The 24,724-nt window shown below is 30.4% G+C and carries 23 protein-coding genes and 1 tRNA gene; 7 read left to right on the forward strand and 17 right to left on the reverse strand.

Translation table 11 applies throughout. The features are described 5' to 3' along the window. Window positions 1-3: 3 nt before the first annotated feature. Window positions 4-1,578: an SPOR domain-containing protein gene (locus M890_RS0105195; protein WP_028282517.1), complete on the reverse strand. Its 1,575-nt coding sequence runs from the start codon at window positions 1,576-1,578 to the stop codon at window positions 4-6. Window positions 1,579-1,705: 127 nt separating this feature from the next. On the opposite strand from M890_RS0105195, the gene M890_RS0105200 reads away from it, so the two are divergent. From M890_RS0105200 to M890_RS0105210, 3 genes are read left to right on the forward strand one after another with little or no spacing between them, the layout of a single operon-like run. Continuing rightward, the gene (locus M890_RS0105200; protein ID WP_028282518.1) at window positions 1,706-2,860 is read left to right on the forward strand and encodes a DNA polymerase III subunit; all 1,155 of its coding nucleotides are present in this window, start codon (window positions 1,706-1,708) and stop codon (window positions 2,858-2,860) included. 1 nt (window position 2,861) lies between these two features. After that, window positions 2,862-3,779, forward strand: a complete 918-nt coding sequence (locus tag M890_RS0105205; protein ID WP_036597173.1) for a diacylglycerol/lipid kinase family protein — start codon at window positions 2,862-2,864, stop codon at window positions 3,777-3,779. 33 nt (window positions 3,780-3,812) lie between these two features. After that, window positions 3,813-4,208 (forward strand): DoxX family membrane protein, encoded by a 396-nt coding sequence (locus M890_RS0105210; RefSeq protein ID WP_028282520.1) that lies wholly within the window; start codon window positions 3,813-3,815, stop codon window positions 4,206-4,208. Here the strand turns inward: M890_RS0105210 and M890_RS16390 are convergent, their stop codons facing one another. From M890_RS16390 to M890_RS0105240, 6 genes are all read right to left on the reverse strand, one after another. After that, the gene (locus tag M890_RS16390) at window positions 4,209-5,939 is read right to left on the reverse strand and encodes a hypothetical protein (RefSeq protein WP_051437453.1); all 1,731 of its coding nucleotides are present in this window, start codon (window positions 5,937-5,939) and stop codon (window positions 4,209-4,211) included. 172 nt (window positions 5,940-6,111) lie between these two features. After that, window positions 6,112-6,612, reverse strand: a complete 501-nt coding sequence (locus M890_RS0105220) for an OmpH/Skp family outer membrane protein (protein WP_028282521.1) — start codon at window positions 6,610-6,612, stop codon at window positions 6,112-6,114. Between the two features lie 230 nt (window positions 6,613-6,842). Beyond that, window positions 6,843-7,703: a class I SAM-dependent methyltransferase gene (locus M890_RS0105225; protein ID WP_028282522.1), complete on the reverse strand. Its 861-nt coding sequence runs from the start codon at window positions 7,701-7,703 to the stop codon at window positions 6,843-6,845. Between the two features lie 109 nt (window positions 7,704-7,812). Then, entirely contained in the window at window positions 7,813-9,684 is a 1,872-nt protein-coding gene (mnmG, locus tag M890_RS0105230) for a tRNA uridine-5-carboxymethylaminomethyl(34) synthesis enzyme MnmG (protein ID WP_028282523.1), read from the reverse strand. A gap of 113 nt (window positions 9,685-9,797) precedes the next feature. Continuing rightward, on the reverse strand, window positions 9,798-10,214 hold the full coding sequence (gene ybeY, locus M890_RS0105235; protein ID WP_028282524.1) for an rRNA maturation RNase YbeY: 417 nt from the start codon (window positions 10,212-10,214) through the stop codon (window positions 9,798-9,800). Between the two features lies 1 nt (window position 10,215). Next, a complete protein-coding gene (locus M890_RS0105240) occupies window positions 10,216-13,653 on the reverse strand; it encodes a coiled-coil domain-containing protein (RefSeq protein WP_028282525.1) in 3,438 nt (1,145 codons plus the stop codon). A gap of 184 nt (window positions 13,654-13,837) precedes the next feature. Between M890_RS0105240 and gltX the strand changes: the two genes are divergently transcribed. After that, window positions 13,838-15,346 (forward strand): glutamate--tRNA ligase, encoded by a 1,509-nt coding sequence (gene gltX, locus M890_RS0105245; protein ID WP_028282526.1) that lies wholly within the window; start codon window positions 13,838-13,840, stop codon window positions 15,344-15,346. A gap of 54 nt (window positions 15,347-15,400) precedes the next feature. Here gltX and M890_RS0105250 read toward each other — a convergent pair whose 3' ends face one another. Then, window positions 15,401-16,084 carry a hypothetical protein gene (locus M890_RS0105250; RefSeq protein ID WP_028282527.1) on the reverse strand — a complete coding sequence of 228 codons (684 nt, stop codon included), beginning with the start codon at window positions 16,082-16,084 and terminating at the stop codon, window positions 15,401-15,403. 76 nt (window positions 16,085-16,160) lie between these two features. Between M890_RS0105250 and M890_RS0105255 the strand changes: the two genes are divergently transcribed. Next, window positions 16,161-17,081: an SPFH domain-containing protein gene (locus tag M890_RS0105255; protein WP_028282528.1), complete on the forward strand. Its 921-nt coding sequence runs from the start codon at window positions 16,161-16,163 to the stop codon at window positions 17,079-17,081. Between the two features lie 45 nt (window positions 17,082-17,126). On the opposite strand, the gene M890_RS0105260 is transcribed toward M890_RS0105255, so the two are convergent. The 4 genes from M890_RS0105260 to M890_RS0105275 all read right to left on the reverse strand — a co-directional run bounded on the left by M890_RS0105260 (window position 17,127) and on the right by M890_RS0105275 (window position 21,069). Continuing rightward, on the reverse strand, window positions 17,127-17,336 hold the full coding sequence (locus M890_RS0105260) for a hypothetical protein (protein ID WP_036597175.1): 210 nt from the start codon (window positions 17,334-17,336) through the stop codon (window positions 17,127-17,129). A gap of 85 nt (window positions 17,337-17,421) precedes the next feature. Beyond that, window positions 17,422-18,579 carry a GNAT family N-acetyltransferase gene (locus tag M890_RS0105265; RefSeq protein ID WP_028282530.1) on the reverse strand — a complete coding sequence of 386 codons (1,158 nt, stop codon included), beginning with the start codon at window positions 18,577-18,579 and terminating at the stop codon, window positions 17,422-17,424. 37 nt (window positions 18,580-18,616) lie between these two features. Beyond that, window positions 18,617-18,907, reverse strand: coding sequence for a hypothetical protein (locus M890_RS0105270; RefSeq protein ID WP_028282531.1), 291 nt, complete (start codon window positions 18,905-18,907; stop codon window positions 18,617-18,619). A 152-nt stretch (window positions 18,908-19,059) separates the two neighbouring features. Next, window positions 19,060-21,069: a glutamine--tRNA ligase/YqeY domain fusion protein gene (locus tag M890_RS0105275; protein ID WP_028282532.1), complete on the reverse strand. Its 2,010-nt coding sequence runs from the start codon at window positions 21,067-21,069 to the stop codon at window positions 19,060-19,062. A 154-nt stretch (window positions 21,070-21,223) separates the two neighbouring features. Between M890_RS0105275 and folB the strand changes: the two genes are divergently transcribed. Next, on the forward strand, window positions 21,224-21,586 hold the full coding sequence (gene folB, locus M890_RS0105280) for a dihydroneopterin aldolase (protein WP_028282533.1): 363 nt from the start codon (window positions 21,224-21,226) through the stop codon (window positions 21,584-21,586). A gap of 50 nt (window positions 21,587-21,636) precedes the next feature. Beyond that, a tRNA-Cys gene (locus M890_RS0105285) sits at window positions 21,637-21,707 on the forward strand. Window positions 21,708-21,889: 182 nt separating this feature from the next. Here the strand turns inward: M890_RS0105285 and M890_RS0105290 are convergent. The 5 genes from M890_RS0105290 to M890_RS0105310 form a co-directional block, all read right to left on the reverse strand. After that, window positions 21,890-22,240, reverse strand: coding sequence for a hypothetical protein (locus tag M890_RS0105290; RefSeq protein ID WP_028282534.1), 351 nt, complete (start codon window positions 22,238-22,240; stop codon window positions 21,890-21,892). Next, window positions 22,233-22,790 (reverse strand): GldL-related protein, encoded by a 558-nt coding sequence (locus M890_RS15780; protein WP_394331859.1) that lies wholly within the window; start codon window positions 22,788-22,790, stop codon window positions 22,233-22,235. The genes M890_RS0105290 and M890_RS15780 overlap by 8 nt, the downstream gene beginning before the upstream one ends. Next, window positions 22,768-23,445, reverse strand: a complete 678-nt coding sequence (locus M890_RS0105300) for a LysE family translocator (protein WP_028282535.1) — start codon at window positions 23,443-23,445, stop codon at window positions 22,768-22,770. Before M890_RS0105300 ends, M890_RS15780 begins: the two co-directional genes overlap by 23 nt. Before the next feature lie 124 nt (window positions 23,446-23,569). Continuing rightward, on the reverse strand, window positions 23,570-24,247 hold the full coding sequence (locus tag M890_RS0105305) for a head GIN domain-containing protein (RefSeq protein ID WP_028282536.1): 678 nt from the start codon (window positions 24,245-24,247) through the stop codon (window positions 23,570-23,572). A gap of 112 nt (window positions 24,248-24,359) precedes the next feature. After that, window positions 24,360-24,662 carry a YbjQ family protein gene (locus tag M890_RS0105310; protein WP_028282537.1) on the reverse strand — a complete coding sequence of 101 codons (303 nt, stop codon included), beginning with the start codon at window positions 24,660-24,662 and terminating at the stop codon, window positions 24,360-24,362. Window positions 24,663-24,724: the final 62 nt, after the last annotated feature.

Genomic DNA, 24,724 nt, shown 5'->3' on the forward strand with positions numbered 1-24,724 from the left:
TTTTTAGTCTAGGTTTGCTTTTAAAACCCAAGTATCTCTATATCTATAATTTGTTTTTAAATCTTCTGCCATTTTAAAGGCTTCTTCTGCTGTATCACTTCTTAGTAAATACACATAATTCCAGCTATTTTTGGGATTAATAAAAGCATTAGCTTTAAATCCTTTTGTTATTAAGTTATCAGTCCATTTTTTTGCTCTCAAATTTTCTGCAAAAACACCAGTAACAACATAATAACCGCCTTCAATACCTGCAATAGCAGTAGATTTTTTGTTTTGTAAATATCTAAAGGCTTTAGATTTAAGTCCTCGTTTGGTGTAGCTGTATGGCTGACGTTTCTTTTTAGTGTTATAACTTGGTACTGTTTCTGGTTGTGATCTTACAATCTCTGGAGATACATTAGCTGTTTGGCTTGCGTTTGGGTTATTATCTTGTACAATGTCATCAAAATAATTTTGAGCAATTTCGGTTTGAAATGCTGTAAAATATAGATAAAATCTATCTGATTGTGTTTTTAACCTAAGTGTTGTTTGACTGGTATTGTTATTAATTATTGCGTTGTTATAGTTTGGTATATCTAGCTTAGCAATGTCAAAACCCAAAGTATTCTCACTGTTGGGTAGTCGATCTCTGTTTTTTATACTGTTATTTGTAATTGAACTATTAAAAAAGTTTTGTTGATAACGTGCACCATTACTTAAAGATTGGAAACTTCCATCACGTTGTTTTATAATTGCAAAATCGTCTCCTTCTAGTGAGGAATCTCCTTCTAGAGCAGACAGGACTACAGTTGTTTTTACACTTCCTTTTTCTACGGATTTAAAATTGTTAAACTCTAAATCTAAAGGTTCTTGTTTATTAATTAATGCAAAACCATGATAGGTGGATATGTATTTAGGATTATCCGTAGGTGATTGGTACACCACGTATAACATCCAACCTGCTGCACTACCACCAGACAAATAGCCTTCTGTAGCCTTTACATTTGCAACGACATAATCTCCTGATTTGTTTTCTGCTTGTTTTAATAATGATGTTACATCAGCATAACAAACATATGGCGCATTAATAGCATGTGTTGGATCTGTCGACCCATCGTAAATAACTTCACCAGTTATATCCTGATACTCTTGATTAGGTAATTTAAATTTTATCTGATTAATTATTGTAGATCGCCCTCCACTACCACGATAATCATAATTACCCTTTTGTTCTTTACGAGTTCCTTTCTCGTAGGCATATGTTGCTGTCCAATACAATCCTGCATATGCTATTTTTTTAAAGTCATCTGGTAACGTTAAAGTGGCTTGACTAGAGCTAAAGGTTTCAGTATCTCTATCAATATCAACATAACGCATTTTAGTGTCGTCGTTATTAACCGTTAAATCATTAAAAGCATCCTTATCGTCTTGGCTTAAAATGTTATTTCCAATGACAGCTATATCTCCAAAAATATAAAACTCGTTTTGAGATTTAAAGGCAAGCCCACCATTAGTAACTGAATTTAATTGTTCAGTTTCTTGAGCCATAACATGGTAAGTTCCTGTTATTATAAAAAGTAAGCCAAATAACTTTTTCATTTTAAAGATATTGAACGATTAATAATCCTCAAATATATACAAATACTGCCATACTTTAAATTTGTTAAGCTAAAATCAATTTTTAATAAAAATAGTTTTTCAATAATAGGAAAACTATATTTGCGTTATGCTTTTTAGTGATATTTTAGGATTAAATCATATTAAAAAACACTTAACAACAAGTGCTAATAATGGTCGTATACCACACGCCCAACTATTTGTTGGACCTGAGGGTTCCGGAACCTTACCTATGGCTATTGCTTATGCACAATATATTTTGTGTAAAAATAGTACAGGAGAAAATTTAGGAGAAAACGAAGCTTGTAACTTAAGGTTTAATAATTTTTCTCATCCAGATTTACACTTTGCATTTCCTGTAACTACAACAGATAAGGTAAAAAAACATCCCGTTTCTTCTTATTTTTTAGAAGAATGGAGACAACTTTTAAAAGAACAACTTTACGGAAATTTATTTGATTGGTACAGATTATTAGGTGTTGACAATAAACAAGGTCAAATTGGTGTTGACGAAGCTTTAGATATTGTCAAAGCTTTAAGCCTTAAGTCTTATGAAGGTGGTTATAAAGTCATGCTAATTTGGATGGCTGAAAAAATGAATACACAAGCTGCCAATAAACTGCTTAAACTAATTGAAGAACCACCAAATAACACGGTTTTTATTTTAATTGCTGAAGAAGAAGAACAGATAATTAACACGATTAGGTCACGTTGTCAAATTTTACATTTTCCACCATTAGCGGAAGATGATATTAAAGCAGGACTAGTTAAACAATTTAATCTTGATGATGCAACTGCAACCAAAATTGCACATCAAGCAGATGGTAATTACAATAAAGCTTGCGATTTAGTCTATCATGATAGCGAAGATGACCAATTTGAAAAATGGTTTATTTTTTGGATTCGTGCTGCTTTTAAAGCAAAAGGAAACAAAGCTGCAATACATGATTTAATTGGATGGAGCGAAGATATTGCTAAAACTGGACGAGAAACACAAAAACAATTTTTAAACTTTTGTTTGGACTTTTTTAGACAAGCTATGCTATTAAATTATGGTGCTGAGGAGTTAGTTTATTTTGAAACTAAAAGCAAAAATTTTGACATCGCTAAATTTGCGCCTTTTATTCATAACAATAATATTATGGATATTTCCACCGAGTTAAATGATGCTATTTATCATATAGAACGTAACGGTAATTCTAAAATAATACTAACAGATTTAAGTATTAAATTAACACGATTACTACACGCTAAACAAGATTAAATTGACAGTAAAACGCAATTTTTTTGTGATCATTAATCCTGTTTCTGGTAATGGACATGGAAAAAGGGTTTGGCAAAAAATACAACCCAAACTAAATCTTTATTATAATATAACTTTTTGTTTTACCTCACATCAAAATCATGAGATTGACATCACACACGAAGCCTTAAAAAATGGTCATAAACATTTTATAATTATTGGTGGTGATGGTACATTAAACAATTTTATTAATGGTGTGTTTTCTCAACAATACATAGACACAAAATCCATAACTTTTGGAATTATACCTATTGGCACAGGTAACGATTGGGTTAAAACACATGGTATTTCTAAAAATATTAATAAAGCCTTAGACATTATTATAAATAACAAAACTAACACACAAGATGTTGGTTGCATTAATTACCTAAATAAAAACATCCAAAATAAATATTTTATAAATCTTGCAGGTATAGGGTTTGATGGATTAGTGGTAAATATTGTTAATAAAAACAGGACTTTTGGTAAATTAACTTACATTTTAGGAGCAGTAAAGGGATTATTTAAATATCATTTTTTTGAAACTAGAGTATCTTTAAATTCTGAAGTAATTACAAGTAAGGCTTGCTTTATGATACAGATTGGAATCTGTAAATACACAGGATCAGGAATGCAATTAACACATTTGGCTAACCCAAAAGATGGTTTGTTTGACATCACCATTGCTACTAGCTTTTACAAATGGGATATTATAAAAAATATTTTTAAATTATTTAATGGTAAAATTGTCAAGCATAAACATGTTAAAACTTTTAAAACCAAAAGACTAGTAATAGAAACCAGTAATAAAAACACTTATTTTCAAGCTGATGGAGAGCAAATTTGTTCAGGTAAAATAGAAGCTTTTATCCTACCAAATGCGATCCAGTTTTACAGCTAATACTTAACCATTAATTATAAACTAACCATACTTATGAATAACTTACTTAATAACATTACAGAAATAATTTTACTACTTTTTTTAGCCATTACTTTTTTACAATCTGGATACGACAAAATATCGGATTGGAAAGGTAATATTGAGTGGTTAAAAGGTCATTTTTCTAAAACTTTTATGGCTAATATGGTACCATTAAATGTAGCTATAATATTAGTTTTAGAGACTATTGCTGGTCTTTTTGCTATAATAGGTTGCATTACTTTGGTTATAGATAGTAATACTAGTTTTGGCTTCTATTCGGCAATTTTAAGCGCTATAACCTTATTGCTATTACTGTTTGGACAACGTGTTGCAAAGGATTATGATGGAGCAAGAACTATTGTTATTTATTTAATACCAACCTTAATGGCTTTATACCTTCTAAAATAATTAATACTCCTCCATATTTACTTTAAACACCCAATTTTGTTTAAAAAGCGGATGACTAAGTAGTGTTTTATGTTGCATGTAAGCGTCATAAAAATTTTCGGTTTGAAAGACATAAACATAAAATAACTGCTTAGACTCATCTATTAAAATTTGGCTATCATAACCTTTTTCTTTTAAATGTTTTTGCCAATTCACAGCATTTTTAGCTTCAGAAAACAGCTTATTAACAACGTAATAACCCTTTTTAGCACCTTCTATTAACGCTGCGTTTTTTTCTAATAATAGCTTAAAAGCTTGTGTTTCAAGTGGTTTATCTTCCAATTTTAATGCTTTTGCGTAAGATGAGGATGTAATTAAGACTTCCCCTTTTGCTAAAGTTTCAATTTGAGATTTTGATGTGGCTATCTCACTAGTCATAGGACTTACAAACTCTTGCTTTACAGGTTGTATTAATTTTTCCGGCTGCTTTAATGTTACCGGTTTAACTGTTATTAATGCTTTTTGGGCTTTATCAATAGTTTTAGTTTCTGTTTTAGAAATGACTTCAATGGGTTGTTCCATAACCTTAACTTCTTTTTTTAAAGGTGTTAAATCTGGTTCCGGAATTATTTTTTCAGAAGTTAATACTACCGCATTAAGAGGAGTATTTATTTCAATTTCCTTAAAAAATGATTCACTAATTTCAGTTTCAAATGCTGCAAAAAACAGATAAAATCGGTCTTGTTTTGTATTAAAAATTAATTCAACTGTCTCTGTTCCGTTAACAATCACAGCATCCTTATTAGTTGGCAAAGTTACAGTTGCGATATCAAAACCTAATGTATTACTACTATTAGGATATCGTGTACTATCAAGCGTATTGGAGGATGTTATTTGGCTACTAAAAAAGTTATCTTTATCTCGTTCCTCAGAGCGTAATTGCCAGGTTTTTTTAGTCGTTGGATTAGCTAAGATACATTGATCATCTGTTAATACAGAATCGCCTTCTAAAGTTGCTAAAACTAAGTCTGTAGTAGTTAAACCTTTTTCAGGTGTTTTAAAATTATCTAAACCTATTATTTCAGGGTCATTACCAATGTGTGAAAACCCATTAAATGTGGTGATATATTTAGGTGTTTTAGTTGCAGTTTCATAAACCACATATAACATCCAACCAGCAGCACTACCACCAGACACAAAACCTTCTGTTGCATTTATATTAGCAACAGTATAAGTACCATTAATAATTTTAGCGTTTTGTAACTGTTTAGTCACATCTGCATAGCAAACATAAGGCGCATTTAAAGCAAAAGCAGAGTGTTTTGCACCATCAAATAAGACTTTACCTGATATATTTTGATAGTTATCATCTGGTAATTTAAGCTTTATTTTGTTAATTAAAGACCTGTTTCTCTGGCGATTACCTTGAAAATAATATTGAGAATTTTCCTCTCTTCTAGTTCCTTTTATATAACTATATGTAGCAGACCAATATAACACTGCATAAGCTATTTTTAATTGATTATCAGGTAGTTGTAGATTTGCAGAACTGGAAGAAAACGTGGAACTATCCTTATCAATATCCACGTATACCATATCAATATCATCGTTGGTTAATAAATGATCATTGTAGGGTGTTTGTTTCTCCTTACTTAATATGTTATTACCTATTGCTGTAGCATCACCATAAATATAAAACGCCTTTTGCGTTGTAAAAGGGACTGCTTGTTGAGCATAAGTAAATGAAAACATAGAAAACAAGATAGCACAGTGCACAAGCAAGCCTCTCATAGTTTGTATTGAATATAATTAATAGCGCACTAAATATAACTATTTATAATAAAAGGACTGATATTTAAAGTATTATAAATAAAAAAAGGCGATTAACCGTAGTTAATCGCCTTTTAAAAAGTTGTATGACGTCTTATTTTTTATAAGCCGCATTAAGATCTTCAATGACCTTTTTAGTAATATCATTCTCTTCTTTACCATACATTACGCTTGGAGAATTCTCTACTGTACCTAATATATAATCGTAATTATTAGTTTTCCCATAATTTTTAACAAAACCTTTAACCTTAGAGATTAGTGAGTCTATTTCTACTTGATATTCACTTTGAAACTTTTGTTGTTCTGCTTGCCAAGTTTGTTGTAAGCCTTGAGCTTTTTGATTTAAAGCTTGTAATTCTGATTCTTGTTGACTTTTAGAAAGCGTTGCCACTTTTTGATATTCTACTTGAAAAACTTGACGGAAGCTATCAACCTTTCTTTTGAAAGCTTCATCCTTTTGATTGTATTTTTCTTCTAAATCTACTTTTTCTTTAATTTCATTAATAACAAGTCCATTATCAACGTAAGCAATTTTTTGTTTTTGACAAGATGTAAATACTAATGCAACTAAAGCTAATCCTAATATTTTTTTCATTTTAATTTATTTTTGATTTTGAGCAAATGTAAATAATTAAATATGTCAAATTTTATTTTTTTTAACAGATTTTAAAACAATAAGAAATTCTTATAAATATTTAAAACATATATAAGAAATAGTTATTAAAAACAGCTTCAAATAAGCCCTTTTAAGCGACTTTTATAAAAAAGCAATATGATAACACATTCACTACCCTATTTTGACAACAGCCATTCTTAAATTAATTTTTAAGTGTTTTTTAAAACATAAATCAAGGAAGAATGCTCTTTTGTAGATCTTGCTTTATAATTTGATACAAATCCTGTCCAAAAAGCTTTAAAAATATTCATATGTCCAGATTTATATTTTTCGGACAATAGACTTACATAATACGAATCAAAAAGCATAGGCTTAGTAAATTCTATTTTTAAGTTTACTGGTTTAAATAAATTAGAAATAGAAGTTTGATTAAAATGCCATAAATGTCTTGGCACATCATAAGCTGCCCAAAACTGTTGATAATGTTTAGCGTCGTAACTATTATAATTTGGTACAGCAATTATTAAAACACCATTAGGTTTAAGTAATGATTTTAATACTAAAATCTGTTCTTGTAAATTTGGAATATGTTCCAAGACATGCCACAATGTAATGACATCAAAACTTTGAGGTTTAAATGTTTTTATTTGCGACAAATCTAAAACAGCCTGATTTGTTTTTTTATTAGAAATTAACCTTGCATCCTCATTTGGTTCGATTCCTGAAACGTGCCAACCATTTTGGTGTGCAGTTTTTAAAAAATCTCCTGTTCCACATCCATAATCCAAAAGGTTTTTATGAGTTGTTTGAAACGAATCAATTAATTTTAATTTTTGTTTTAAAGATATTTCTCTAACAGAATGGTATACTTTTTCAAGTAGATTTCTTTTAGAATCTGTATGAGAAATATAATCTTCGGTTTTATAATATTCTGGTAATTTATCTAAACTTGGTTTAGGAACTGTTTCCAAATAACCATAAGTTTTATTTTCAATTAGATCAAAAAGTTCTCCTGAAACAGAATGATCTTTAACTTTTATAAATACGTTTTGATTATTTTGACTAGCCACACTTGTTGTTTTTTGATCTTTAATTTTAAAAGCAAGATCATTTAATTATAGTAATATGAAATAAAAAATTTCAACGTTCCACGTGGAACGTTGAAATTATTAAATAATTTTATCGACCCATATAAACCAATAAAACTGATATATCTGATGGTGACACACCACTAATTCTTGATGCCTGAGATATGGTTACTGGTTGTATTTTTTTAAGTTTTTCTCTAGCTTCAAAACTCATAGATTGTAATTTTGAATAATCAAAATTTGGTGGAATTTTTATATTTTCAAGTCGTGTTAACTTGTCTGCATTATTTTTTTCTTTAGCAATATATCCTGAATATTTAACTTGAATTTCGGCCTGCTCTATCACTTCACTATCCAAATCATGTTCCTTAATATAATCAGAAACTGATTGGATTTGCTTCATGTCGTCAATACCAATATTAGGTCTAGCAAACATTTTAAACATCTTATCCTGCTGTCTAATTGCAGCAGAATCTTTAGCCTCTAAAACAGGATTAATCTCGTCTGGAGTAACACTAGTATCTCTAAAAAATTGTACAAATTTTTCAGCAGATTCATGCTTCTCTTCCATCCTGCGCAAACGTTTTTCGCTAGCTAAACCTAAATCAAAACCTTTAGGTGTTAATCTAATATCTGCATTATCTTGACGTAATAACGTTCTATATTCTGCTCTAGAAGTAAACATTCTGTATGGCTCTTCAGTTCCTTTAGTTATTAAATCATCCACTAAAACACCTATGTAAGCTTCATCTCTCTGTAATATAAAAGGATCACGTTCTTGCACTTTTAAAGCTGCATTTATTCCTGCCATTAAACCTTGAGACGCTGCTTCCTCATATCCTGTTGTACCGTTAATTTGACCAGCAAAATATAAACCATCTACTAACTTAGTTTCTAAAGTATGCTTTAATTGTGTTGGTGGAAAATAATCATATTCAATAGCATAACCTGGTCTAAAAAACTTTACATTTTCAAAACCAACTACAGAGCGTAATGCTTTAAATTGAACATCTTCTGGAAGTGAAGTTGAGAAACCATTAATATAATATTCGCAGGTATTCCAGCCTTCCGGTTCTACAAATAATTGATGTCTATTTTTATCTGTAAAACGATTAATCTTATCTTCTATAGAAGGACAATATCTAGGTCCTAAACTTTTAATACGACCATTAAACATTGGCGAACGATCAAACCCTTCTCGCAATAAATCATGAACCTTTTCACTTGTGTAAGACATGTGACACGAACGCTGATTAGTTAATGGTTTTGTAATGTCTAGATATGAAAATTTTTCAGGATTAACATCTCCAGGTTGCTCTACCATTTTAGAAAAATCTAAAGACCTTCCATCCACTCTTGGAGGTGTTCCAGTTTTCATTCTTCCAGATTCAAAACCTAAATTAACCAACTGTTCTGTAATACCTGTAGCAGCTCTTTCACCAGCTCTACCTCCACCAAAGTTTTTATCTCCAATATGGATTAAGCCATTTAAAAAAGTTCCATTTGTAAGCACAACACTTTTAGCTTTAATCTTAACACCAAGCGATGTAGTTACACCTGCAATTTTTCCGTTTTCTACAATTAAACCAGAAACCATTTCTTGATAGAAATCTAAGTTTTTAGTTTGCTCTAAAATTAAACGCCAATCTTCTGCAAAACGCATTCTGTCACTTTGCACTCTTGGACTCCACATTGCAGGTCCTTTAGATTTATTAAGCATTTTAAATTGAATAGCAGATGTATCACTTACAATACCTGAATAACCTCCAAGCGCATCAATCTCTCTTACAATTTGTCCTTTAGCTATTCCACCCATTGCAGGATTACAAGACATTTGTGCAATGTTTTGTAAATTCATGGTAATTAGTAAAGTCTTGCTTCCCATATTAGCTGCAGATGCAGCTGCTTCACTTCCTGCGTGACCAGCTCCAACTACAATTACATCATATACTTCGTTAAACATAATGTTATATTGAATTAATATTAAGTCTAGCTTAATACTATTTAATTAATTGTTCCACGTGGAACGTTTTATATTATTCTACTTTTAAAAGCGTGCAAATATACAACAAACAATTACATTGCTTTTAATAAAGCCAAAGCTTCATCTTCTTTGCTGCGCATTAAAGCAGCATCAGCTTCGGTTTTATCTTTATAACCACAGTAATGTAAAACTCCATGAATTATTACACGATGTAACTCAGTTTCAAAATCAACCTTAAAATCTTTAGCATTATCTGCTACTCTTTCTATAGAAATATAAATATCTCCTTGTAATATTTTTCCTACTGAATAATCAAAACTAATAACATCTGTTAATGTGTCGTGTTGAAGAAATTCTACGTTTAATTTATGAAGATATTCGTCATCACAAAAGATGTAGTTTATCTCGTCTTCCTTGCAGTTTTCTTTTAAAATAATAGAAGATATCCATTTAGAAATTTTAGCCTCTTCTAGAAGCTTAAAATCGGTTTCGTTATTAAAACTAATCATTTTATTGTTTAAAATACTGTTGTGCTTTTTGTTTATAAATTTGCTGCAAAGGTAAGCTTTGCTTATTCAAAATCTCGGTTGTATTAAAATATTGTTTAGCCTTATCCACTTGAGTATTAGTTGTGTTTTTAAAAGCTTTAGTATTAGTTTCGGATTGACGTTTTTGTTCTTGACCTTGTTGCAGTACTGCATTTTCTAATTTTAATAACTGATGCTGTAAATTCATCATTTTACTTAGTGTCTGATTAGTAAAACCTTTATTAATCAAATCTAGTTCTACTTGTTCCATATCTTTAAGTAATTGTCTTGCGTCCCTACTTTCTCCTAATCCATCTTTTTCCAGACGTTGTTCTAAAGCTTGACGCAACAATTGTTGCTCTTGATAAATTCTGAATAAATCGGCATTACCTTCTTCATTTAATCCATTTTCACCATATGGATTATCGCCTTGGCCTTGACCGTTTTGACCTTGCTTACCATCTTTTCCTTTACCTTGTCCTTCTCCTTCTCCTTCTCCTCCTTCTTGACCATCTTTTCCGTTTTCTCCTGATTTACCATTCTCGCCTTCTTGACCTTTATCACCTTCTTGTCCCTTTTTACCTTCTTTCCCTTTTTTCATGGCTTCACCCATTTTTTTAGCTAACTCTTCTTGACTAATAATAATGTCTGGCATAGGCATACCTCCTTCACCTTGTCCTGGAGATGGCATACCCATTTGGTTTTGCATATTATCTAAAGCTCCACTTAAAAAATCGGCTAAATTATTAGCAGAGGTTATAACGTATTGTTGAGAGGAAACACCTTGATATAATTTGTTTTCTGAAAATTCTTCTAAAGCCATATCTATATTATAGTATACCTCGTTAATTTCTATATTTATGTCTTCTGAGAATTTTGGTTGTCTTAATGAAATTGCAAATAGGCTATCATCTACATGCTCAAAATGTGTGCGCAATTCTTTTTGCTTTTTAAGATAGTTGGCATATTCGTTATGGTTAATTTCAATACTTTTAAATTGCATCATCAAAGCTTCTTCATCCATAGAAAATATCACCAAATTATCTAATATCTGACGTAACATAGCAATATCTTCTTCCAACTGTTCTTGAGCTGCTCCAGCCATTTGCATCTGCATACTTTGGCTCATTTTTTTCATTTTTTGAGCAGCACTTTTTTGCTTTTGTTTTGCAGATTGTTGCTTATCTTTTTTTTGTTGAGCGTCCTGAGAAGCTTCTTTTTCTTGTAAATTTTGGCTAGCGTCCTGCTGCTCTTCCTTAATGTTTTCCTCGTTGTTTTTATCTCTTGGGACATCCATTGGATTTTTTAAATCTTGGTTGTCTTTTTCTAAATCTTCTAATTGTTTTTGAAGCGCTTCAAATTGTTTATTAATCTGGTCTTGCTTCTCTTTGGTATTTTGATCGTCTTTACTGTTAGCTAACTTATCTTGTTCTTTTGCTAATTTATCAAGATCGTTACTAATTTTTTCCATTTTTTTGGTGACATAGTAACGCTTTGTTAACTCGACTAATTGCTCTAAGCTTCGTTTTTGGCTTTTTGCTTTTTTTGCAAGATTATCTAATTTTTCTGAAAATTTCTCTTTGCTAAATTTCTCTTTTAACTTTTCTAACTCTTCCAGTAATTTTTCATCTTGTTTAAGTTGTTCTTCGTTATCTTTTAAACGTTGTTTTAAGTCTTCTTTAAATTGATCTTCTTTTTTATTATCTTTTTGAAATTCATCTAAATTATCCTTCAACTTTTTATTAAATTGTTTCATCATTTGCTCTTGCTCCTTTTGACGTTTTAAAAAGTTTTCAAACTTTTTCTTATCATTAAAGTTAAGCTCAGATTTTTCTTTTTGCGTTTTAGATAACTCTTGTAATTCCTTTTGTTGTTTATCAAATATTTCTAGGGACTTATTTAAATCCTTAACGGTTTGATTTTGCTCTTGTAACTGCTTTTGTTCTTCCTCGTCTTTGGTACGTTTTCTGTAGCTAAACACATTACTTTTTGTGCTTTTACTTTTATTGACAGCATCATTATCAAAAACCTCAAAATATAAATCGTAGGATACACCATCTTTAACCACTAAATTATTAGGAAAAGCGCTAATAAATTGATCAAAATTGGATTTAGAAATAGGAATAATTACCAATTTTTTATCTGTATCATTATCCTTTGGGTAATAGACAAGTTGCAATTTACTTATACCGTAATCATCACTAACTTGTCCTTTAAAATAAAGGGTTTGGTTATCCAAACTATCTACTTTAACATCTAGCTTTAAATCAGGATATTGGTCTTTTATAATTGTAATACTATAGGCTAGATTCTCATAATTTTTTAGCGTTTTATTACTTGTACTAATACTATAATCAAAATTGTTATATATGTGTTTACTAGTTTTAAAATAACCTAATGTACTACTTGAAAATGCTATGGTGTCAGTACTAATTAAATCTACATTATCAGTTGCTTTGGTATTAAGTTGCCATGTAATTTTAGTACCTTGAGGTATCACAGCATTACCAATACCTTTTAAAGTTTCGTTACGTTTGTTAGTATAATTTGGATAGTTTAAAACCATGTCAAACCCTAATAAAGTTGGCACTTCAACAACTTTTAAAGTATAAGGCTTACTTACTACACCATTAGCAGTAAAATTAAAAGTGATGTCTGTTTTAGGCTGTTCAAAAACATACTCAAAAGTTCCGGATTGACGTTGTTGTAAAAAATACGTTTGATTATTATAGGTAATCTTAACATTATCAGGCACAACTTTACCTTGGGTTGTTGCTAGTAACCTAAATTCTTTATTTTCAGTGGTTTGTAAGTTTTCGTTTAATACAAAAAAGGTAAAAGGTGCAGGAGGCTCATAGGCTGTTTGATAATTAACGACACGTTTGTAACTGTCACTAAACCAATTTAATTTACCAGAAATAGCAGCAAATACAAATATTAAAACTGGTATGGCTGCATATTTTAAATATTTTATGTTCTGTTTAAAATTAACAGCTAATTTAAACGGAATTGGACTTAACTCTTCTGCCTTTTGATTAATACCTGCTAATAATAATTCTGACTGACTATTGTCTTCTTTTAATTGCAATACGTTAAGCAACTTATCGCTAACTTCTGGAAAATGATTTCCAATAATTGAGGAGGCTTGTTTATAATCAATACCCTTTTTTAGCTTAAATAATTTAGCTAGTGGTAGGATAATAAATCTAACAAATAATGTAAATTCTACAATAATAAACATCCAAAATAAAATGGTTCTAGCTGTAGAGTTTAACCATAAAAAATGCTCTATTAATAGTGTGAAAATAAAATACAGTAAGCCAATACTAAAAAATAATATGGCACCTTTTATCAACTCATTAGTATAATATTTTCTAATAAATTGTTCTAATTTGGTTTGTATTGTATTAAAATTATTCAAGTAATTGCTATTTAACTGACTAAAATACATTTTTATTTTTACACCTAAATATTTAGGATTATAAGTTATTGTTAAAGGTATACGCTTTCGCGGAAAAGAAGCCAGGCTTTAAACTGTTCTTTATCTGTATTTCTTTGTTGTTTCTACTACTCTATTCTATCTTTGTAATCTCAAACAAAACAAGATGTCAAAACAAGTCAGAGTGCGTTTTGCACCAAGTCCAACAGGACCTTTACATATTGGAGGTGTACGTACAGCTCTTTTTAACTATTTATTTGCCAAAAAGCATAATGGAACTTTTGTGTTACGTATTGAAGATACAGACCAAAATCGTTATGTAGAAGGTGCAGAACAATACATTGTAGATGCCTTAAATTGGTGTAATATTCCTTTTGACGAAGGACCAGGTAAAAACGAAAAATTTGGACCTTACAGACAAAGTGAGCGTAAAGATTTATATAAACAATACGCAGACCAATTAGTTGCTAGCGGAAATGCTTACTATGCTTTTGATACCTCTGAAGAATTAGATTTTCATAGAACTCAAGACGAGTCTAATGGTAAAACATTTATCTATAATTGGCATAATCGCTTAAAATTAAGCAATTCGTTATCCCTTACAGAGGCACAAGTCCAAGCTAAGTTAGATGCTGGAGACGATTACGTTATTAGATTTAAAAGTCCACAAGATCAAACACTACACTTAAAAGATATTATTCGTGGTGATATTAAAATAGATACCAATGTTTTAGATGATAAAGTATTATTTAAAAGCGATGGTATGCCAACCTACCACTTAGCAAATATTGTAGATGACCATTTAATGGAAATTACGCATGTTATACGTGGTGAAGAGTGGTTACCTAGCTTAGCTTTACACTATCAATTATACCAAGCTTTTGGTTGGGAACAACCGGAATTTGCACATTTACCTTTAATATTAAAACCAACAGGAAAAGGTAAATTAAGTAAGCGTGATGGAGACAAATTAGGCTTTCCAGTGTTTCCGTTAGAGTGGAATCCAGAATTTGGTGATAGTGCTACTGGTTATAAAGAAGAAGGTTATTTTGCAGATGCAGTTATTAACTTTTTAGCCTTTTTAGGTTGGAATCCAGGAACAGAACAAGAGATTTTTGATTTAGAAGGATTAGTTGCTGCTTTTGATTTAAACAGAGTAAATAAAGCAGGAGCACGTTTTGATCCAGATAAAATTAAATGGTTTAATCACCATTATATGCAAGAGCAGTCTAACGACCATTTAGCAGAAGCTTTTCAAAAAAACCACAAACAATTAGAAACTATTGATGTAAATTATATTGCATTAGTTGTTGGCTTAATTAAAGAACGTGCCACATTTGTTAATGACTTTTGGGATTTAAGCAGTTACTTTTTTGTTGCTCCAAAAAGTTTTGACGAAAAAGCCTCTAAAAAAGCATTTAAAGACGATACTAAGGCTATAATGACAGATGTATTAGCTATTGTGTCAAATATTAATGATTTTGAGGTAGAAACCCTTCAAACAGAAATTAAAGGTTGGATAACTAAAAACGACATTAGTTTTGGAAAAGTAATGATGCCTTTACGTTTAGCCTTAGTTGGTGCTTTACAAGGACCTGATGTTTTTGATATCATGTATATGATTGGTAAAAATGAAAGCATTAAACGATTAGAAAAGCTTATTCAAGCGCTATAAAACAAAAAAAGCCATCTAATTTTAGATGGCTTTTTTTATGTCTTTTATGTTATTTTAAAAAGTTAGCATTCCTGTAAAGGCAAACATACTTTGGTTTCCTTTAAAATCTCTACCTAAAACTTGGTTAAAATCAGAGTCATTTAATGCACCTAAAATATTAGTAAAACCATAAATATATTGCGCTCTTAATTTAAAAAAACCAATACCTAAAGTTGCACCAACAGTACCATTAACATTAAAGTTGTTTAAATCTTTAACAGCTTTAGCCTGAACTGTATCAAAATCTGCTAGAATAAAATCTTCTTGCTGCTCATCACTTAGCTCTAAATCACTATTGTATTGCAACATTGGTCCAAAATCAATAGTAAAATGAGAGCTTCTAAAAGGTTTAGCATGCCATAAAAATTGTACTTGAGCAGTAAAAATTTTATACTCAACATCTTGAGCAATACTGGATAAAGGTGTATCAAAACCTGAAGTACTAATAGTGTTTTCAGACAATTGCATTCCATAACTAACATTAAACCATTTTTGAGGTATATCCACTGTAGCAGTCATGTTGGCAATCCAACCATCACCTTTTTTAGTTTCAAAATTATCTGTAATGATGTCAAATTGAGTGATTCCTCCACCCAAAGAAAATCCGTTTTTAATCTTGTAATTAGTATGTTGTCCAAAGTTTTTTGTAACAAAACCTATAGTTAGTGCTACTAATAAGATGAATTGAATTTTTTTCATAGTAAATTAAGGGGTTAGTCCGCAAATATAACTTAATTTAGTAACCATAGTAGTATAACCATTAAATCCATTTTTCATGAATCCAACTTTTATTATCCTAATAGTCCTGGTACTATTTGTCTTTTTATCCTCATTTTTTGTTGTAAAACAACAAACCGCTGTTATTATTGAGCGTTTTGGTAAATTCCATAGCATACGCCAATCAGGTTTACATTTAAAAATTCCTGTAGTAGATAAAATAGCAGGTAGATTAAGCCTTAAAATCCAACAATTAGATGTCATTATCGAAACTAAAACCTTAGATGATGTATTTGTACGTCTTAAAGTATCTGTACAATATCGTGTAATTAGTCAAAAAGTATATGATGCTTTTTACAAATTAGATTATCCACATGAGCAAATTACAAGTTATGTATTTGATGTGGTACGTGCCGAAGTACCTAAAATGAAATTAGATGATGTTTTTGTTAGAAAAGATGATATTGCAATTGCAGTAAAAACTGAATTAAATGATGCTATGTCAGACTATGGTTTTGATATTATTAAAACACTTGTTACAGATATAGATCCAGATGCACAAGTTAAAGCTGCAATGAACCGTATTAATGCTGCAGACAGAGAAAAAACTGCTGCGCAATTTGAAGGAGATGCTGCTCGTATTTTAATAGTAGAGAAAGCTAAAGCTGAAGCTGAAAGCAAGCGTTTACAAGGTCAAGGTATTGCAGACCAAAGACGTGAGATTGCTAGAGGTCTAGAAGAGTCTGTAGATGTATTAAATCGTGTTGGTATTAACAGTCAAGAAGCCTCTGCTTTAATTGTTGTAACACAACATTATGATACATTACAAGCTATTGGTAGTGAGACTAATAGTAACTTAATATTATTACCAAACTCGCCTCAAGCAGGAAGTAATATGTTAAACGATATGGTTGCAAGTTTTACAGCAAGTAATCAAATTGGAGAAGCAATGAAAAACGCAAAGAAAAAGGAAAACTAATCCTTTAAATTATACTAAAAAGCCTCACAAAATGTGAGGCTTTTTTTATGAATTGGATTTATATTTTGCTACCATTTCATTTAAACTATTTAAATAATTTTGTAATGATTCCGTATCCACTTTAGCAGCACTATTATCACCATGTGGTAAGGTAATTCTGGTTTCATCTAGATACTTTTGAAGTTCTGGATAGTGTTCTTTAATTTCAATTGTTTTTTGAGATATTTTTGTCAATAATTCTTGAGACGTAGTCATAGCTATATGATTTTAAGTTATTTACCTAAATTAACCTAAAGGTCTTTCAAATCAAAAAATATAATGCTAAAGATTTATTAAAGTCTTATTTAAAAGGATGTCTTTCCTCCCACTTTGAAGCCGGATTTAATGTGTTTACAATGTACTTTAAAGTTGGATTTAAAATAAAATTATCAGTATGCTTAATATAAATACTCATAGCATTAGGCTTAGCTCCAACTGAGCTTTTAATCTCCATAGCAGTTCTAGCATAAACCACCTTTTTAAACCCATTTACAATTGCAAAATCTAACATATCATACAACATATTTAAATACAATTGGTACTTGGATTGAAAATCCGGATTATAACCTAAAAAGTAAGTTTCTAACTGGTTATTGTTTAAAATTAAGGTATAAAACCCTATTAATTGATCATTTAGATAATACCCAAATAGCCTAAAATCTTGCTGTAATTCTTTTTTTAAGTAGAAAAAATGCCTTATATCCAACACAAAGGAATTAACCTTGGCATTATCCGAAACATTTTTGTACAAACTATAAATATCCTTCGAAGCTGTATTAATTTCATTTAAATCTAATTCTTTTTTAATAACATTAGTTGCTTTTTTTAAAGCAGATTTATAACGACTTCTATACTTTTTACTTAATGCTAAAACGTAATCTTTACTACTACTCCAACTTGGTATTATATCTAAAACCATATTAGGCTGGACTTGTAATTTATACAACTTGTTTTTAGTAAATAAATGTTGATTTTGATGAATGTTATCAGTTTCAAAATAGTCTTTAAAACATATCATTCTAACACGCTTATTGTCTTCTTTTTTAATTTGAATTGATAACGCGTCAATAACTTTAAAAATAGTATCCAAAAACAGGGTTTGAGAAATCATTTTAGTATTATAATACAGACCATGTTGACCAGTATGCATCAAATTACCAATAATTAAAGCATTACCTCTAACTACAGTAGCTATTAAAGCTTTTGTAAGGCGTTTTAAGGCATTATCTGTAGGATTTCTAAAGACATCATCAAGGTAAAGTTTAACGCGTTGTATAATTGCTATTCCTACCAAACTATTATCCTTAAATAAGCCAATATAATTTGTACTAATATTTTTTGGACAAGAGTGCTCTAAGGCTTTTAAAAAAGGAGTTTTTAAAAACAAATCATTAGTCGGTAAAGTATCCCAAGTATCAGGTAAATCTGTAACCGATTTATAAATTTTAAAGTGTATCACTGGTTTAAATAAAAGACTAATTACTAACTAATCAGTCTTAATTAACATAAAACGTTACAAAATAAAGGTTTAATAAAACATTATATAATTTCCAACTACCACTTGCTACATCTCCAGAATAACTACTGCTTGAAGATGATAATCTAAACGAAAAATAAGACGACGAGGAATAGCTTGATGCTACTGAAAAGGAATACCCTCTAGCAGAAACTGGATTTAATGTAATAAATAATTTAACATCACGCTTAAAAAATGAAAATCCAAATGATTTATTATATTCTACTTTAAAAACACTTTTATTATCATTATTATAAATAATATCAAGCAAAAAAAAGACTAATTATGGTATATAAAACAGATAAATAACAACGCCTAATTGTCGTGTAAATAGAGTCTTAAAATAAGTGTAGCCTTTGTAAAAGCTAATTTTAATACTAAAAAAACCTATCAAATTTTTACATTTGATAGGTTTTTAAATTGTTAGTTAAGCGCTTTAGCTTCGTTTACTAGCAACTCGTTTTTGTCTTCCAACGCTTTGTTAATAAAGTCGGTTATCGCTTCGTTTTTATCTAAACCATTATCTAGTAAAACACCTAAGGTTATCATAGTAATAACACGTGTTCCTACTTTTTTAACTGCTGTACCAAAAAGTGGTTCTAAATCTTGATAGGCGACGTCCTTAGCTAGTGCTTGTATTTCGGCTTTAGCCTTATCTTGTTGTTCTGGTTTCATCCTATCATACTTTTTACCGTATGATTTTATTTGCTCAATAGCTGGACGATTGTTTTGTTGTGGTTGTTTTTGTTGGTTATTTTGTGCATTAGCAGCTGGTTTTTGTTTTGCCCAACTATCACGTAAACCAACAGTTTTATTAAATACTAAAGCGTCTGCTTTAGAGTCGTTATCCACATTAAAATATCCTAAACGTTGAAACTGAAACTGCTCTCCTACTTTAGCATCTTTTAAACTTGGCTCCACAAATGCTTGGGTTATTTTTAAAGAATTTGGATTAATAAACTCCATAAAATCTTTATCCTCGTGGCTATCTGGTGCTTCGTCTAAAAATAATCTATCATATTCTCTAACCTCAGCTTTAATTGCATGTTTAATACTTACCCAATGTAAAGTTCCTTTAATACGACGTTCTGTATCTTCAGAATATGTACAATGTACTTCGGTAACATTTCCATCTGCATCTTTAACAACGCTATCTGCCTTAATAATATAAGCGTTTTTAAGACGCACTTCTCCACCTAGTTTTAATCTAAAAAACTTGCTACTAGCTTCTTCTTTAAAATCTTCTTTTTCTATATATATTTCTCTAGAAAAAGGTACTTTTCTAAAACCTGCTGCATCATCTTCTTGGTTATTTTCTGCTTCTAACCATTCTTCTTTATCTTCAGGATAATTAGTAATAACCACTTTTAAAGGGTCTAAAACAGCCATAACACGTGGTGCTTTTTTGTTTAAATCCTCACGTATACAAAACTCTAAAAGTGCAACGTCAATAATATTATCACGTTTTGCGACTCCTACAGTTTCAACAAATTTTCTAATAGCTGTTGGTGTAAAACCACGACGACGTAACCCAGAAATTGTAGGCATACGTGGATCATCCCAACCATTAACAATACCTTCTTCTACTAACTTAAGTAACTTACGCTTACTCATGATAGTATAACTAAGGTTTAAACGTGCAAACTCACGCTGTTTAGGTTGCATAGGATACTCTGATTTAGAATAATCATATACTTGCTCCTTAAACCAATCGTAAAGCTCTCTGTGAGGCTTAAACTCTAGTGAGCATAAACTATGCGAAATTTGCTCGATATAATCACTTTCTCCATGCGTCCAGTCATACATTGGATATATACACCAAGTATCACCTGTCCTATGGTGTGCTTTCTTTAAAATACGATACATTAAAGGATCACGCATTAACATGTTAGGATGTTGCATGTCTATTTTTGCACGTAAAATATGTTCGCCTTCATCAAACTCGCCATTTTTCATGCGCATAAAAAGGTCTAGATTTTCAGCTACAGATCTATTTCTATAAGGTCCATCCACTCCTGGTTGTGTTGGTGTCCCTTTTTGTTCTGCCATAGCAACAGAAGATTGAGAATCTACATAGGCTTTACCGTCTTTTATTAACTGTACAGCCCAATCAAATAGAATTTGAAAATAGTCAGACGAGTATAACTCGTTTGCCCATTTGTAACCTAACCAAGAGATATCCTCTTTAATAGCATCTACATACTCCTGCTCTTCTTTTGCTGGATTAGTATCATCAAACCTAAGGTTAACAGGTGCGTTATATTTTTCACCTAATCCAAAACTAATACCAATAGCTTTAGTGTGACCAATGTGTAAATACCCATTTGGTTCTGGCGGAAATCTAAAACGTAGTTTGTTTTGATCTAAACCATTGGCTAAATCTTCTTCTATAATTTGCTCTAAAAAATTGAGTGATTTTTTATCTTCAGACATAAGTATTTTGCTTTATTGTAATTGATTATTGCTATTACATCAACTTAATAATAAGCTGTAAAATTAGTTATTTTTTAGTTGAAATGAATTTAACCACACTTTAAAAATTTAGTAAACTACTATTTTAGGTACTTTTGCTCAAAATTTAAAGAAAATGGGAATAATTAAAGTTGAAAATATACGCGTTACTGCATATCATGGTTGTTTAAAAGAAGAAACTGCTATTGGAAGTGACTATTTAGTAAATTTAAAAGTAAAAGCAGATTTACAAAAAAGTACAACATCTGATAAATTAGAGGATACAGTAGATTACGTATTTTTAAATAAAGTTGTGGTTGAAGAAATGGCGACACCAAGTGCACTTTTAGAGCATGTTGCTAAGCGTATTTTGGACCGTATTTTTAAAGAAGATACCTTAATTACAATTGCAACAGTTGCTGTAAGTAAAATAAACCCTCCAATTGGTGGTGATGTACAGATGGTTACAGTAGAATTAACAGAAAAAAGAAAAAACTAACAGAAATAGGGTAAAACGGTAATTATTTTTATATTTGCTGTCCTATTAAGGGTGTCGTGGCCGAGTGGCTAGGCAGTGGTCTGCAACACCATCTACAGCGGTTCGAATCCGCTCGACACCTCAAGAAAGCGTTACTATATAAGTAGCGCTTTTTTTTATGTCATTTTTTTAGATCAATTTTAAACTATTAAAAGCAGGTAACACAATAACAATCAAGTAAGTATAATCTTAGATAAAACATTAATTTTTTCTAATAATGATTGAAAATTATGAAAAGATTGCTTCGTACCTCGCAATGACAAGTTAATTAAACCACACTGCATATTTCTTTCGACGTAAGTCTAAAGCTAATACTTCTTCCATTTTTAAAGCTTCTGCTCTAGTTGCAATTGGACCAATATGATTGTATAAACTAGGTCGTAAATACATACCATATTTCTGGACAATATTTGACGATAACTTGTGTCCTTTTTTATTAATGTAACCTGTTTTATGTTGTAAAAAACGTTCCTTAGGTGTTTTGCTTGTCATGCCAACATACAAACATTCTAATACACCATTAAACTGTGGATTGGCAGCTCTAAACTTTGTATTTTGAGTAAATACTTTTTTAGATAATTCCACAACGTATATATGATATTGCGTTTTAGACATATTTAGTTTTACGTCTTACAAAATAGTCTACAATTAGTAATATAGAAGCCAAAACAACACCTAAAGTAAATAAGATATTAGCGTAAGGCCAATGTTGAATTTTAAAAATTGAACCAAAACCTATACTACCAATACTAATGGCTATAAAACCGTAATATACCTTTTGTGAGATAGTTGAAAGGATTAGTTGATTATTACTAAAATAGCGAGCACTATCTATTAATAACCACCAACCAAACAGTATTAAAAGACCTCCAAAACTAAATACCTGATTAAATCCAAGAAGAAAATTTAAACACCATAAAACAATCATAACAACTTTAATATAATCCATGGTTTCTTTGTCTTGTTTAAAATAAAACCTAATGGGATATACTATCAAAATACCACTAATACCAATAGTCATTAGTTGATAAGCATTTGGCCAATGCATAATTTTAAATAAGTTACCTAAAAGTATTATTGAAATACAAATACGAAGTAGTAAACTAAATTTTTTAGGTGGACAGGTTTTCAAATAATTGAAATTATAATGGGTTAATTTGCTCAAACTTTTCTTTAAGTTTTTCCTTTTCTTCTGGAAAAAATCCCTGAGCTAACAATAAAATCCCAAAACCTAAAATAACTAAAGCGATAATTTTTTTAGTTTTAAAAATAAGACGTGGTGTAAGTTTATTTTTTAAACGTTTAGCTGCAATAATTTTTACTAAATCTGTAACAAAATAAGCCACTATCATTGTGGTTATAAAAACAATAACTCCGTTTTGAGAGGTTGTAATTTTACTAGCTAAAACTATAAAACCTAACCAACCTAGTAACACACCAATGTTAATAAAGTTAAGTAAAAACCCTTTTATAAAAAGTTTACCATAGCCTTTTTTTAATTCAACTTTATGATATTCTTTAACAATAGATCTAAAGGATTTAGATGTTTTAATAAATGAAATAATACCATAAAATACCAACAAAACACCACCAAAAATTACAAAATTAGGATCGTTTTCAATTTTACCTAAAAGTTTTTCGGTACTAAAAAAAGCCACAACTATAAATAAAATATCTGCTAAAATGACTCCAGAGTCAAAGATTAATGCACTTCTAACACCTTTGGTAGCACTAGTTTCTAACAATACAAAAAATACAGGACCTACGGTAAAAGAAAGTATTATACCAAAAGGAATTGCTGTAAGAATATCGTCTAACATGGATTGTTTAAATGCGTGAGTTACAAAGTAAAGAAATTATTTAATTAACACATAGAAGTACTGCTACAAAATGAAAAAGCTTCAAATTAGATTTGAAGCTTAATAATATTACATGTTACAAAGTTTAGTCGTTTTTTACTTTTATAGAACCACCAAAGGTTTGCTTTTTAGTTACTATTTGCGGATCACCATAAATATCTATATTTCCACCAGCTGTAATACGTGCATCTACAGAATTGCTAGCTTTAACCTCTGCTTCACCAGCTGCTCTAACTTTAACGGTAGTATTTTTTGTTTCAAAATCACGACCTTCATAAATACCTCCTGTATTAAGCGTAATGTCTTGGGTGTTGGCTTTACCTCTAGTTTCAATAATTCCGCCAGAAACAGCCCTTACATTAACTGTATCGACATCTAGACCAACAATTATAGATGCGCCTTCCTGTGCACGTAACTCTATATTATCCTGAGTTATTAACTCATTACCAACAACAATTGCTCCTTCATTTGCATCGATGACCTTTAAATCTGTGTAATGTACAGCTACAAAAGTTTTGGTACCATCAAAACTACGATCAAATTTCATGCGTACTTTTAAGGTATTATTTTTAATTATAATCTCTACATCATCCACATCCTCTCCAGTTATCATAACTTTATTTTCGTCCGATTTTACAAGGCTTACTTTAATTAAATCAAAGACTTTTACTTCGTTAAAATCACCAACGTTTTTGTTTTTTGGATTTTGAGCAAAAACTAAAGTCGTTGCAAAAAATAAAACTGTAACTAATAAATTTTTCATCTTAAATAAGGTTTTGTTTTAATAAAGAGGCTTCTATTTTTGGTTTGTTACAGTTCTTAAAAAAATAGTCACTAATTACAACTATAAAGACCCACTTAAAACAGTTTAAAGTCTACTTTTGAGCAGCCACATTAACTGCTGTTCCTGTTACTGAAACAAAAAAATAAGAACCATTTACGGTTTCAAAATCAACATTTATGCCAACTACAGCATTTGCATTTAAATTGCTTGCATTGGTTTGTAACTCTTGAAAAGCATGCTCTTTTGCTTCGTTTATAACGTCTGTTGTTATCTCTTTATTTTTTTCGGTTTTAAAAGAAAATTTTGTTTTCATCTCAAAAGAGGTTCCAGTAATTATTCCTTTGTATTCAATGATTCTAAATCCTTCAATAGAATTTGTTGTTGTTAATATCATGGTTATGTGTTTTAATTATTAGTAGTTAAATGTAATAAAAAGTTACTGTTAATAACTTAAAC

The organism is Olleya marilimosa CAM030 (assembly GCF_000518485.1).
Classification (GTDB): Bacteria; Bacteroidota; Bacteroidia; order Flavobacteriales; family Flavobacteriaceae; genus Olleya; species Olleya marilimosa.